At 35.3% G+C, this 12,278-nt stretch carries 15 protein-coding genes, 2 pseudogenes and 1 other annotated feature; of the genes and pseudogenes, 10 read left to right on the forward strand and 7 right to left on the reverse strand.

Annotation, left to right across the window (positions count from 1 at the left end; genetic code table 11):
* From G5T77_RS01150 to G5T77_RS01160, 3 genes and pseudogenes are all read right to left on the reverse strand, one after another.
* Positions 1–529, reverse strand: a pseudogene (locus tag G5T77_RS01150) (IS3 family transposase); the annotation flags it as partial.
* Positions 124–240 (reverse strand) — a sequence feature (AL1L pseudoknot). (Overlaps the previous pseudogene by 117 nt.)
* A 182-nt stretch (positions 530–711) precedes the next feature.
* A complete protein-coding gene (locus G5T77_RS01155) occupies positions 712–1,278 on the reverse strand; it encodes a recombinase family protein (protein WP_006581699.1) in 567 nt (188 codons plus the stop codon).
* Positions 1,279–1,578: 300 nt separating this feature from the next.
* Positions 1,579–1,827, reverse strand: coding sequence for a hypothetical protein (locus tag G5T77_RS01160; protein WP_166135740.1), 249 nt, complete (start codon positions 1,825–1,827; stop codon positions 1,579–1,581).
* 166 nt (positions 1,828–1,993) lie between these two features.
* Here G5T77_RS01160 and G5T77_RS01165 point away from each other — a divergent pair, with 166 nt between their 5' ends.
* The 3 genes from G5T77_RS01165 (at position 1,994) to G5T77_RS01175 (ending at position 3,442) form a co-directional block, all read left to right on the forward strand.
* Entirely contained in the window at positions 1,994–2,314 is a 321-nt protein-coding gene (locus G5T77_RS01165) for a type II toxin-antitoxin system RelE/ParE family toxin (RefSeq protein WP_058971762.1), read from the forward strand.
* The gene (gene nadS, locus G5T77_RS01170) at positions 2,307–2,579 is read left to right on the forward strand and encodes a NadS family protein (protein WP_000369781.1); all 273 of its coding nucleotides are present in this window, start codon (positions 2,307–2,309) and stop codon (positions 2,577–2,579) included. The genes G5T77_RS01165 and nadS overlap by 8 nt, the downstream gene beginning before the upstream one ends.
* Before the next feature lie 113 nt (positions 2,580–2,692).
* The gene (locus G5T77_RS01175; RefSeq protein ID WP_166135743.1) at positions 2,693–3,442 is read left to right on the forward strand and encodes an SH3 domain-containing protein; all 750 of its coding nucleotides are present in this window, start codon (positions 2,693–2,695) and stop codon (positions 3,440–3,442) included.
* A gap of 33 nt (positions 3,443–3,475) precedes the next feature.
* On the opposite strand, the gene G5T77_RS01180 is transcribed toward G5T77_RS01175, so the two are convergent.
* The 4 genes from G5T77_RS01180 to G5T77_RS01195 all read right to left on the reverse strand — a co-directional run bounded on the left by G5T77_RS01180 (position 3,476) and on the right by G5T77_RS01195 (position 5,902).
* Entirely contained in the window at positions 3,476–3,943 is a 468-nt protein-coding gene (locus tag G5T77_RS01180; protein WP_068976124.1) for a hypothetical protein, read from the reverse strand.
* Positions 3,940–4,275 (reverse strand): STAS-like domain-containing protein, encoded by a 336-nt coding sequence (locus G5T77_RS01185; protein ID WP_068976125.1) that lies wholly within the window; start codon positions 4,273–4,275, stop codon positions 3,940–3,942. The genes G5T77_RS01180 and G5T77_RS01185 overlap by 4 nt, the downstream gene beginning before the upstream one ends.
* Positions 4,268–5,344: a hypothetical protein gene (locus G5T77_RS01190; RefSeq protein WP_120376076.1), complete on the reverse strand. Its 1,077-nt coding sequence runs from the start codon at positions 5,342–5,344 to the stop codon at positions 4,268–4,270. The genes G5T77_RS01185 and G5T77_RS01190 overlap by 8 nt, the downstream gene beginning before the upstream one ends.
* A gap of 183 nt (positions 5,345–5,527) precedes the next feature.
* The gene (locus G5T77_RS01195) at positions 5,528–5,902 is read right to left on the reverse strand and encodes a hypothetical protein (protein WP_086322809.1); all 375 of its coding nucleotides are present in this window, start codon (positions 5,900–5,902) and stop codon (positions 5,528–5,530) included.
* A 258-nt stretch (positions 5,903–6,160) separates the two neighbouring features.
* Between G5T77_RS01195 and mobQ the strand changes: the two genes are divergently transcribed.
* The 7 genes and pseudogenes from mobQ to G5T77_RS01230 all read left to right on the forward strand — a co-directional run.
* The gene (gene mobQ / locus G5T77_RS01200) at positions 6,161–7,912 is read left to right on the forward strand and encodes a MobQ family relaxase (protein ID WP_068975320.1); all 1,752 of its coding nucleotides are present in this window, start codon (positions 6,161–6,163) and stop codon (positions 7,910–7,912) included.
* Positions 7,913–8,550: 638 nt separating this feature from the next.
* Positions 8,551–9,495: a replication initiation protein RepM gene (gene repM, locus G5T77_RS01205; RefSeq protein ID WP_068912167.1), complete on the forward strand. Its 945-nt coding sequence runs from the start codon at positions 8,551–8,553 to the stop codon at positions 9,493–9,495.
* A 3-nt stretch (positions 9,496–9,498) separates the two neighbouring features.
* The gene (locus G5T77_RS01210; RefSeq protein WP_068975321.1) at positions 9,499–10,053 is read left to right on the forward strand and encodes a plasmid replication DNA-binding protein; all 555 of its coding nucleotides are present in this window, start codon (positions 9,499–9,501) and stop codon (positions 10,051–10,053) included.
* 12 nt (positions 10,054–10,065) lie between these two features.
* Positions 10,066–10,209, forward strand: coding sequence for a hypothetical protein (locus tag G5T77_RS01215; RefSeq protein ID WP_166135746.1), 144 nt, complete (start codon positions 10,066–10,068; stop codon positions 10,207–10,209).
* Between the two features lie 256 nt (positions 10,210–10,465).
* Positions 10,466–10,810, forward strand: a complete 345-nt coding sequence (locus G5T77_RS01220; protein WP_005146112.1) for an SMR family transporter — start codon at positions 10,466–10,468, stop codon at positions 10,808–10,810.
* A complete protein-coding gene (locus tag G5T77_RS01225; RefSeq protein WP_005146114.1) occupies positions 10,811–11,368 on the forward strand; it encodes a TetR/AcrR family transcriptional regulator in 558 nt (185 codons plus the stop codon).
* 122 nt (positions 11,369–11,490) lie between these two features.
* Positions 11,491–12,186 (forward strand): annotated as a pseudogene (locus G5T77_RS01230) (IS6 family transposase); the annotation flags it as partial.
* Between the last annotated feature and the right edge of the window lie 92 nt (positions 12,187–12,278).

Consider the following 12,278-nt stretch of genomic DNA (forward strand, 5'->3'; position numbering starts at 1 on the left):
ATACCGACCTGAACTTTCCTTCCAAATTCGTTTAATCTCCGCAGCATGATGAAAGTCATGTAAATCTCGCTTTGCTCGATGTTCTGGTTTTTCAAAGAGATATAGAGTCCGGTAATAGGTTGAAGGTGCGATCGGTAAAATTCTACAAATCGCCTCGACTCCGTACAGCTCTTTATTATTATGGATAAAATCCACCATTATTTGTGTGGGCGGTCGAGCTCCGCCTGGGCGAAAAAAGCGGCTGCTTTACGTAGAATTTCATTGGCGCGTTGCAGTTCTTTATTTTCGCGTTCGAGTTGTTTGATACGTTCTTGGTCTGAAAGCTGCTGTACTTTAACTGGATTTTGTTTATCTAAATATTTTTGATACCAAACACGTAGTGTTTCAGGAGTACAACCCTTGCGCAGTATACTGCTCAGGGAGCAATAGCGGTGATCGCAGCCCAATTCGATGGATAATCTTTCTCGGATTCAATCAATAATTGAACCGCTCTTTCTCTGATTTCAGGGGTATATTTTACTTTTTTCATCGGGACATTCTCTCAGAAAGCTTGGTCTCCGACAAACCCGGTACGGTTCAAAAATCTTCCATTGATTTATTTATATCTGTTAAACCAGTCGCATTATGAAATGTAATATAAGTAGAAATTTCAGTATAAATGGTCATGATCTTTTCTAAATTTGAATATCTAAGCGTCTTCATTAATCAACCTTATTGATTATTAGTTTCTTCTTTTAAAGCTCTTTGTACTGTTGCTATCCCTACTTTAAACTTTTCTGCAACACCTCTAAATGTTGAATTTTCTTCAGCCATTGCTTTTCGTATTTCAACATAGTCAACCTTCCGCTTTCTTCCCTTATATAAGCCCTTCGCTTTGGCTTTTGCAATTCCTTCCTTTTGACGCTCACGGATCATGGAGCGTTCAAACTCTGCAAATGCAGCAAGCATCTGAAACATGAGTTTATTTATTGCCGATTGTGCTACATCATGACTGAAGGTCAAATTCTCTTTATGAAAAATAATGGTTATACCACGATCATTCAGACTATTCACAATTTCGTTCAGATCATTTGTATTACGTGCCAGACGATCAATACTATGAACATGCACCGTATCACCTTCACGCAGATAGTCGAGCATTGCATTTAACTGAGGACGTTCACGGCTACCACCGCTTGCCTTTTCAGTAAAGGTCTTATCCAGGCTGATTCCATCTAATTGACGTTCAGTATTTTGTTCAGTTGAACTGACTCGAATATATCCGACCTGATTAGGCATTCTGTACCGTTAGAGTTTAGATAATTAAATACATATTGTACCGAAATTAAATATTAAGTCTATAAATACGGTTTTTGAGTTGCTTTTTAAGACTTTATTTTGTTCCGTTAGGCTATACCCTAAATATTCAGTACTTTTTCCTACAAATCCTAAGTGCTTCATAAAAAACCTTCAATAAATATAGTAAAGAGCTGTCTAAATTAAGCCAGACTCTCTTTTACAAATTTTAGATCAGCAATAAATAACCGAATAACGCCCATTATGTTAATTTTAGAAAGTCTTCAAGCTCACCTTAAAGAATTAACCTACTAGAGGATGCTCTTTCATTAAATTCTGTATGTCACAACCACATAAGCCTAGAAGCACTACGTCTGATATCTCATCAATACAACAACCTGAAACGATTTGCATACGTTGATTTTTGTCATATCCAAAAACTGTATATGTCAAATCTTCATCATCAAAATGATCTTTACAGATTGAACAGCAATCAGGGTATTTCTTCAAAACCTTATCAATATCTTTTTGCTGAGTAACAGTAACGCTCATATAACAACTCAAATAACTTTTCTTGGCCATAATTTTACATCTATATTTTTCTGAATATCCTTTTATTTAGCATGATGGGCATTATTCGGAATGAGAGCGGACAACTCTCGTTTTTTGTTATGGAAACTGCTAAAATACAAGTACGCCATTGACGTACAAAGAGTCCATGTTATTTATTGAAACCAGCATCTTTACCAAGCAAATTAAAGACCTTGTATCTGATGAGGAATATCGTCAACTTCAGGAAGATCTTTTGGTACAGCCTGATAGAGGTGATCTAATCAAGAATGGCGGTGGTATTCGCAAAGTACGTTGTGCTCAAGGTAACAAAGGAAAAAGTGGTGGCATTCGGGTGATTTATTATTGGGTCACCGAGGATGATCAGATATTTTTCTTAGTGGCTTATCCAAAATCAGTGAAAGATAATTTAACAGATAAGGAAACAGCCATTCTGCGCCAACTCGTGAAGGAGCAATTTCATGGATAACAACTTATTTGATGACTTGGTTGCTTCAATCAAAGAAGCTGGAGCTATCAAACGTAAAGAAGTTAAAGCAAGTCGAGTTACAGAACTCGAACTACCAGATATTAAAGAAGTACGTGAAAAAACAGGCTTGAGCCAAAATGAGTTTGCTGCACGTCTGCATATTAGTCCTCGTACCCTGCAAAATTGGGAACAGGGACGACGCTATCCAACTGGACCAGCAGCTACATTGATTCGAATTTTAGATGCTCATCCAAGTCTTATTTAAAAAATTACTTAAAAAATGGGAGCTTAAGGCTCCCATTTTTAGATTCGTATAACGTGTATTATGTTAATTTTAGAAAACATTGATAATTGTCTTTAAGTTTAGGAAGCATAAAATTGTCTATTCCACTGAGTGAAATTCAAAAACTGACTAATAACCCTGAATGGCAAAAAAACATTCAAATAATTAATCAAACTCTAATAAATGCTCAAACAGGACTTATTGCTTTTTTTAAAAAGCCTGAAGTACAACAAACATTAATAGGTATCCAAAATGCCTCTATAGCACTTAACAAATACTTAAATGATCCAGTAGTTCAAAAAAATCTACAAAATTTCCAAAAGTTAGTAGTAGAGATTGTAAACAGTCAAAATTTTCAAAAAAACTACATTAACAACCAGAAAATTGCTAACACAGAGAATTTTACTTTTTTTGAAGAAAGTATTCGTGATGAAATTAATGTTTCGGAGCAACTTCAATCTTTTGAAACCGAAGAAGAGAAAAGTAGGTTTTTAAATTTCTTTCTACAATTTATATTTATTATTTTTACGTTTCATATAAATAACTTAGAAACAACTTCCGACTTTAAAGAAGCTTATATTTACTATGTGAATAATATTGAATCAAAAGGTATAACTATTTCACGCATTCATTTAAGAGAGGCTCCAAGTTTTCAAAGTGAATCCATTATTGTTATTCCTAGAAATACACCTTTGAAAGTATATAAAGAAGTTACGAATAGATGGGTTAAAGTTTCTGTGAATATAAATAATATAGACCTTGAAGGGTATGTATCTGAAGTTTATATAAAAAGAGTTAAAAATAAATATGATTTTAACTCTTCTTTAGCTGTCGATGACAAATAGACTAATGCTCTACGATAAGCATGAAATTTATTTTTAGATTTTTAGATTTTTTTCTAAACTTAAAAATAAGTCGTTACTAATCATGTTGATATCATTGTAAAGTTGATTGTCAGCTCCTATCTTTTGCCTAGATAAAGTTCCAAAATTACCACCAGAAATTATCTTTCTAAATTCAATAAAATTAATTTCTAAATCTAGTTTTTGACCATCATCTTTTAGTTGGTCACTAACCAAAGAGATATAAACACCAAGTTTCTGTAAACTTGTTGTAAGAATAGGTTCTAACTTTTTAGCTTCTTCATCGCTACCTGAGTAAGAATAATAAGTCTTTGCTGATGCTGCTATCTCATCAATAGTTTTCTGTGCTGCCTCAATTCTTTTATTGTGAATGGTATTAGCTTTAGATGTGTTATCTCTTTTATAAACTATATACCATCCTAATATGGTTAATAAGGATGGTAGTAATGGCAGAAAATATGTTTTAAAAATATCAGCTATCACTTAGCAAAAGCTCTATCAGCATCTTGAACATAACTATTAATTTCAGGTAACAGGTAGGGATCTCTACTGAGAATTTTTACTTTAGCTTTAAACTCATTAACACTCATACCTGTTAAACGAATTAATCCACCAAAAGCTTCTTCTAAGAAAGAAGATCCATATCCTCTAACTCCATCAAAATCAATTTCAACCTCATCATGGGTAGTGATAGCAGGAATTAACAGATTTTTTAAAAAAACCTCTCCTGAATTTTTACCATCAGAAACATAGCGCCCCGCAGGGTTTTTTGAGAATTGTCTTGCTACATTGATTTTCATAACACTTTTACTCATGAGATGCTCCTGAAGCGTTGTCGGAGATCTGCTTATCAATAGGGATTTCCCATAGGATTACGGTTCCATCTATTGATTGTTTATATGGTAACGAGAACCCATCTACTATACCTGTTAAAGGCCGATCTTCAATCATACCTCTATTAATAATATAAGATCCTTTATTGCTTAGAATAGCAATAGATGCTTTGTGATCACAAAGTGTACTTATTTGATTAATAATTTGATTTAAGCCTTTGCCTCTATTAACAAGATTTGTTCTTGTATTGCCAATTTCAATAGCCGCTTTAATCGATGCACTATCTCTATCATATTTTTCTTTATGCGATTTCAAGAAATTTTTAAGACTTGAAAACCAATCTTCAGCAACATTCTCTGAGTTTCTCAGTAGAGATTTAGGAATGCCTATACCTAAATCACACACACAAATAGACAGCTTGTTGTCTTTCTCTTGGGAGAATATCCACCATTTCTTTGCTTTCATAGGATCATTGATGAATCTCTTTTCCAAATATGCATGGTGATGACAATTAGTTACGGCTTCAGTGATACTGTTAAATATACTAGTACTACTACTTTCAGATAGAAGATCATCAAAATCATCTAACATATCTTCAGCAGAATCCATCTCAACCTTATGTCCAGACGAGTATTTCCAATACTTGACTGTTTCATCAAATTCCATGTCTTCAAAATTAAGAGATACTCCTAGTAGTTCTAATATTCCTGTTTGTTTAAGAACCTGATTAACAATAACTTCTTTTGATGGAATTAGGCTAAATTTAATATCAGGATTTGTAATTTTCAAAGTTTCTAATTCTGCTAATAAATATAGAGTTCCTTCCGTAAACATTTTTTTTGTTTTAGAAAAGTCTAATTTCATACATATATTTTTTCTAAAATAATAATCTCTTAATTTATTTGTTAATTTCAATAACTTAGTTCTATTTTTGTTCAAAAATATTGTGATAAATGGAGGCATTGGTAAAGTAATTATTGTTCTAAGTTGCTCCTCACCAGTTCTACAATTTTTTTTATTTTTTTTATTTTTTTTGATTCGTTGAATCATACGTATTTCCTGTATACGCATATTTCTAACTTTCTGTTTTAAGCTCAGTCGTTTCATAAAAAATTATAAATAACAAAAAATTAAGTATATGTTTATTTTAATGAAAATAGTATCTCTGGCTCGACCTAACCCAAATGCTTCAATAGCTATTTAACATAAAATCTCTTATATGAAATTTAGAACTTATCCCTTAAAAAGATCATTAAAAAGCTCTTTATCTTTCTGTCTATTTTCTTCTGTCTTACTTTCCGCACTTAAAAACTGCTCAAAATCAGCCCATTGATGTTTAAAAGATTCATCATTCTTAAATTTATTCAAAACCCAAGCGCCAAGCAAAATTTTCCGTCTAGTTTCATTTTTCCGTTCTTGGGCTTTTGCTTCGCTTAAAAGTTTTTGCTGTTTGAGTTTAAGCTCATTCTGTTTCTGTTTTGCCTGTTCTAAGATCTGCTCTTGTTCTTTTTTTAAATACTCAATTTGCTCTTGCAGGGATAATTTTTTCTGCTGTGCTTTGGTGAGTTTCTTTAAAACTGCATCTTTCTTTTCTTGAATATCTGACATAGTATTAAACCGTGATGATCAATAATCAAACATCATCATAGAGTCAAAAAACAAAGCGAGCAATATCAAACGTAGCGAAGCGAAGTTTTCCCGGAGTGAAACGAAGGGCGCACTTACCCACTTTTATCATTTCATTCAAAAGTGGACGTTGCGACAGGGGAAACCCCTGTACCCCATGACCTCGCTTTAGCATGGTCAGCAACTTTTTCAAAGTTGCAAAAATCAAAACCACGGTATGCAGAAATTTAGGTTTTTAAAGTGGCAATTTTTCATTTGAATGAAAGCAACATCTCACGAAGTGACGGACGTTCAGCCGTTGCTTGTGCTGCTTATCGTGCCTGTGAAAAATTAGAGGATCTGACTTTTGGAAAGACTCAGGACTACACTAAAAAAAAGGGACTTGAATACAAAAATATTTATGCACCAGAACATACCAATACAAAACTTTTAGACCGTCAAACACTTTGGAATACAGTAGAAAAAAAAGAATTCAATGCCAATGGCTCAATGAAAGCCAATGCACGACTCGCCAAAGAATATATCTGTGCTTTACCACATGAATTAACAGATGCAGAACGCATAAAAATCGTTGATGACTTTTGCCGAGACTTTGTGAACAAGCACAATGTTATTGTCGATGCCTGCATCCATGCACCACATGAACATAACGATGAAACCAATAATAAAAACTATCACGTACACATGATGTTCACTACCAGACTCATCAATGAAAAAGGCGAATTAGGAAAGAAACAAAGAATCTTCAACGACCATGGTCCCGAGATCCTGAAGGACAGCCGAGCAACTTTTGCCAATGTTGTAAACACAGTATTGGAAAATGCCGGACTAGACGAACGCATCGACCACCGGAGTTACAAGGATCAGGGCTTAGACTTTCTTGAACCCACTCATCATGAAGGGCATGAAGCTACAGCACTTCGCAGACAATATGACGAGGAACAAAAAAGACCGCTTGAAGAACGTAACACTGAAATTGTGCTACCAAGAATTGCACTTGAAAATGATGCAATCAAAGCCAAAAATTTAGATGCTACACGAGAATACCAACAGATCATCAAGGGCCTTGATCAAGAAATTATTGTTCCAAGTCGATTAGAAGATCAGATTACCCAGCTGGAAAACGAACTTCAGTTAACCGAAGCAGAAGAAAAAGAGCTTTTAGCAGAATTAGTAAATCTCAACCTAGAAGAAGAACGCCTGCAAGAACAACAGGTTCAACAGATCGACAACGCATATGATGACTTCATCCGGTGCCAAGATATTTATGCAGAATTTGCCAATCAGTTTTACACCATTCAAAGCAATGCTGCTGATAATCAAAAGCAGATTGAATCAAATCTCACCAAGACAAAACGATGGTTAGCAGAAAACAAAAGCGATTTTTACCTACATAGCAATAATTTGTTTTATGACTCTTATCATCATACTTACAGAGATATAAAAAAACCCGATTTTTATGCGACTGAAAAATCAGTAGAACAGGCAAAAAATGAGAACTGGAGAGAATACGCAACAGAGGTCGAACAACTTGCTAAAGAATACGATATTGAGAATGTCGTCAAACGCTTAGGCCAATGCTCAGAGATACTGCAAAATAATGGGATTGAACGACCAACGATAAAACCCACTTTCTGGCAAAAGCTAAAACGAGAGTACGTTCACTCTTTCGATACCCTGCATGATTTTAATGATGATATGAAACCTATCCTTGTCGAAAAACGGGCAGATGATCTCAAAATTGAACAAGAAAGAATGCAGCAAGTACGCCAAGCGGAAGTGGATCGCCAACGAAAAATTGAAAATGATCGCAGAGAAAGTGAATTTAGAGAGCAATTACGTAAAGAACGAGAGCAAAGAGAACAACGCTATGAACAAGATAGACGCGAACGAGAACATTTGGCATTTTTAAAACGCCAAGAATTGGAAAAACAGCAAAAAAATGAGCCTAAAAAGCCAAACAATGACAACGATAATGATTACTCACCTTGATACCCCCTATTTAAACGCAAAAAAACGGTGTTTTTAGCGATGTTTTGCTAAACCACAGTAGATTTATAGTTGAGTTAAGAAAAAACTCTTAAATCGCAAATGAGAGCATTTAGCGAGTGTCTACGAGCGAACTACAGGGATCTAAATTTTTTCACCTGTTTTTCCCTGATTACAGGCTCCCCTGTGTATCAAGAACTCAGAATCAGAGCATCCCGAATGGGTGCGAACTGATTACGATGGCTTTATGTCGAGCGAAGCGAGTAAAAAGCTCATGAGCGAAGCGAATTCCGAGCTGCTTTTGCTTTTTTTTAAAGTCACAACCCAATGAGCCAAAAAATTGCCCCAACGAATCGAGCGAAAGCGAGATTCAATAGAGTTTGAGCGCAGCGAAAACCAAGGGCAATTTTTCCTTTCCTGGGCTTTTAATTATTTTTAAAGTTTTTAATGCTTTTAGACTCTCTGAAAACCTTTGTTTGCAAGGCTTTCAAGGTGGATAAGACTACAATTTCTTTGTCATAAGACTACAATTTCTTTGTCATAAGACTACAATTTCTTTGTCATAAGACTACAATTTCTTTGCATTTGATTACATCGAATGCTAATGTAGTCTTAATAACACTTATAACCTATGCAGTCTTATGAAAAATGACTTAGTAGTAAAAGATAATGCCTTAATTAATGCCAGTTATAATCTCGAAGTAACCGAGCAACGGCTTATCCTTTTATCAATAATAAGAGCAAGAGAAACAGGCCAAGGGATCTCATCCGACAGTAAATTAGAAATCCATGCTTCTGATTATGCTTCTCGCTTTGATGTCACCAAAGAAGCTGCGTATAACGCTCTAAAAAATGCAGTTAATAATCTTTTTGAAAGAAAGTTCTCTTTTAAGGAAATTCATAAAGATACAAACAAAGAAATTGTAGTCAAATCCCGCTGGGTTAGCCGAATTGCATATGTTGATGACCTTGCTACATTAGAAGTTACCTTTGCACCAGATGTTGTTCCTCTTATTACAAGATTGGAAAAGCACTTTACGAGCTATCAACTTAAACAGGTTGCGCAACTAACTAGCAAATATGCTATTCGTCTATATGAGTTTCTAATTGCTTGGAGAGACGTAGGAAAAACACCTGTTATTTCTTTATCTGAGTTCAGAGAAAAATTAGGACTTGAGATGAATGAATATCAAAAAATGGTTAATTTTAAAAGTCGTGTTTTAGAACCAGCCATAAAGCAAATCAATGAGCTGACTGATATACATGTAAAATACGAACAGTACAAAACAGGAAGATCTATCTCAGGCTTATCATTCACTTTTAAGCATAAAAAAATTGATTCGATACCTTCAGAAAGAGATCCAAACACGGTAGATCTCTTTACCCAAATGACCGATGCACAACGCCACATGTTTGCCAATAAACTTTCAGAGCTACCGGAAATGGGTCGGTATTCCCAGGGAACTGAAAGCTATCCACAATTTGCTATTCGTATTGCTGAGATGCTTCACGATCCTGAAAAAATCAAAGAACTATATCCATACCTAAAAAAAGTGGGATATATGCCATTAAATAAAAGGATTTAGTAAATGGCTAAATTATCACTAAGTGAAGTATCTAACCGCTTTAACGTCAGTCGTTCTACGCTATATAGGGCCATAAAAGAAGGGCGTATATCTCGAAGCGCTGATGGTCTTTTTGATATTGCAGAAGTCATCCGATGCTTTGGAGAGCCGATCAAAAAGCATGAACAAAAACAAGAAGTGGATCAGTCTAAAGATGATGCTGATTTACGTCAGCTTGTTGATTTTATGAAAAAGGAAATTGAGTCATACAAAGATCGTGAGAAACGCTATTTAGATCAAATAGACCGCTTTCAATTGCTATTAGGGCATAAAGAGTCTGAAGAAAAAATGTCTCATGATACACCAGTGACACATTCCAATGATGCACCATGCGACAACAATAGTGGAATAAGTGAAACTATTGATAATAATAGAGATAGTGAAATTAAAACATCCCATGAGACATTGGTGACACGCCCTAATGAAACACCAAAACACGTACCAAATACGCATTATGAGACAAAGAAAAAACGTGGCTTATTTGGCCGTGTACTGAATGCTGTTTTTGATAATGACTAAGGGAGAAAGATCATGCCGAAACTGAAAGACATTGCCCTAGGCATTATTGTGGCCCCGCTGTTGATCCCGATCATGCTGATCGCATCGTACCAGGATAAAAAGGAGCTGAAAAAAGAGCTGGATAAACGCCAAAAAGAAAAAGACCAGTCATCCTGATTATTCAATTGAGCTAATCAAAATCGTGAAACATTGCTTAAATAATAGGCGTGGAACGTGAAAAATCATAAAAAAAGCCCGGTCATGGAAACTCGGGCTATCAACTAGGAACTACAGCGTTGAATTATAAGGATAATTATAACGCATTTCGTATAAGGTGTATTATGTTAATTTTAGAAAATCTAAAATAATTATTGATAATTTTTTTTTGAAAATTTAACATACCTTCCGATTGGTATTTTAGGTATGATTACTTATGAACAGTGTGTTACTCGCTTATGTATTACTTGGATTTGCAATAGTTTCCGAAGTGATTGGAAGTAGTTTTTTAGTTAAATCGGAAGGGTTTACAAAACTTTTTCCAAGCGTGATGGTCTTTATTTTTTTTAGCACGGCATTTTATTTATTATCACAAGTTATTAAAACAATCCCTTTAGGTATCGCATACGCTATATGGGCTGGTGTTGGGATTGTTCTAACTGCTGTAGTTGGCTACTTTGTTTTTAAACAGACACTAGATAATCCTGCTTTAATTGGAATTGGTTTTATCGTATCTGGCGTAATAATTATTAATTTATTTTCGCAATCAGCAGGTCATTAAGTGAAAGAAATTCGGCAACAAAAGAAGCAACCAGAGGTTATTCGAAAGCGCATCCTTGAACAGGCAACTATTCTTGTTTCTCAAAAGGGTATTTCTGGTGTTTCTATTCAAAATATTGCTACAGCAGTAGGTATAACAAAAGGGGGGGTATTTCACCATTTCCCGAATAAAAAAAATTTGATAGAAGAAATGTTCAATCAAATAATTCTTGATTTAGATCAAACAGTTGAATACTTGATTAAACGCGATCCAACAGAATATGGTAAATTCACACGAGCTTATATTCATAGTTCTTTTATCCATCAAATAGATGGGGTGGTTTCTGCTTGGTCAGCGTTATCAATGACTATGATCACAGAGCCTACCTTTAATAAAATTTGGATGGAATGGCTAAAAAATAGATTATCTCAACATGCAGAAACGGATAGTCATCCTGATTTAGAGTTACTTCGTTTAGCAGCAGATGGGTTGTGGCTACAAAGTATTACCGGAGTCATTGATGATGAGCAATGTTCAAAATTAGAAGACGATCTGCTTAATCGAACCTATTTAACATAAAATCTCTTATTCGAAATTTGAACTGTAAGCCCCAGATAGAAAAATCCAGTGCATAGAACGGCACTGTTGCAAATAGGCTGACATGATAAGCTAAATATCTTATTTATTTCGAGATACAGCAGATGAATCCCTTCCACGGTCGGCACTTTCAAGGTGAAATCATTCTTTGGGCTGTTCGTTGGTATTGTAAATATGGCATCAGCTATCGTGAACTTCAGGAAATGCTGGCCGAACGTGGAGTGAATGTTGATCACACCACAATTTATCGCTGGGTTCAGCGTTATGCTCCAGAAATGGAAAAACGTTTACGTTGGTATTGGCGTAATCCTACAGATCGACATTTATGGCATCTGGATGAAACTTACGTAAAAGTGAATGGCAAATGGGCATATCTATACCGTGCAGTTGACCAACGTGGCCATACTCTTGATTTCTATCTTTCTGCTAGACGAAATACCCATTCAGCTTATTGTTTTCTTGGAAAAATTTTAAATAATGTGAAGAAGTGGCAAATTCCACAAGTGATCAACACGGATAAAGCACCCACATATGGACGTGCTTTATCACGGTTAAAACGGGAAGGTAAATGTCCACCAGACCTTGAGCACAGGCAGATTAAGTATAAAAATAACGTGATTGAATGTGATCATGGCAAGCTAAAGCGGATCATCAGGGCCACATTAGGATTCAAATCTATGAAGACGGCTTATGCCACAATTAAAGGTATTGAAGTCATGCGTGCACTACGTAAAGGACAAGCATCGTCATTTTATTATGGTCAGCCTCAGGGTGAAGTGAGTCTAATCAACAGGGAATTCGGTCTAAAAGAAATTTTTAAAGGGAACAACATCGACACAAATCTCAATTTGCAACAGTGCCCAGCTCCACCAATTCCATATAAGAAGCCGCT

It is taken from the genome of Acinetobacter sp. GFQ9D191M, from assembly GCF_011174875.1.
Taxonomy (GTDB): Bacteria; Pseudomonadota; Gammaproteobacteria; order Pseudomonadales; family Moraxellaceae; genus Acinetobacter.

Excerpts from the sequence above, each read along its gene's own strand:
- G5T77_RS01155 (WP_006581699.1), bottom strand. The coding sequence starts at position 1,278 with ATGCCTAATCAGGTCGGATATATTCGAGTCAGTTCAACTGAACAAAAT.
- G5T77_RS01160 (WP_166135740.1), bottom strand. The coding sequence starts at position 1,827 with ATGAGCGTTACTGTTACTCAGCAAAAAGATATTGATAAGGTTTTGAAG.
- G5T77_RS01165 (WP_058971762.1), top strand. The coding sequence starts at position 1,994 with ATGTTATTTATTGAAACCAGCATCTTTACCAAGCAAATTAAAGACCTT.
- nadS (WP_000369781.1), top strand. The coding sequence starts at position 2,307 with ATGGATAACAACTTATTTGATGACTTGGTTGCTTCAATCAAAGAAGCT.
- G5T77_RS01185 (WP_068976125.1), bottom strand. The coding sequence starts at position 4,275 with ATGAGTAAAAGTGTTATGAAAATCAATGTAGCAAGACAATTCTCAAAA.
- G5T77_RS01190 (WP_120376076.1), bottom strand. The coding sequence starts at position 5,344 with ATGATTCAACGAATCAAAAAAAATAAAAAAAATAAAAAAAATTGTAGA.
- G5T77_RS01195 (WP_086322809.1), bottom strand. The coding sequence starts at position 5,902 with ATGTCAGATATTCAAGAAAAGAAAGATGCAGTTTTAAAGAAACTCACC.
- repM (WP_068912167.1), top strand. The coding sequence starts at position 8,551 with ATGAAAAATGACTTAGTAGTAAAAGATAATGCCTTAATTAATGCCAGT.
- G5T77_RS01210 (WP_068975321.1), top strand. The coding sequence starts at position 9,499 with ATGGCTAAATTATCACTAAGTGAAGTATCTAACCGCTTTAACGTCAGT.
- G5T77_RS01215 (WP_166135746.1), top strand. The coding sequence starts at position 10,066 with ATGCCGAAACTGAAAGACATTGCCCTAGGCATTATTGTGGCCCCGCTG.
- G5T77_RS01220 (WP_005146112.1), top strand. The coding sequence starts at position 10,466 with ATGAACAGTGTGTTACTCGCTTATGTATTACTTGGATTTGCAATAGTT.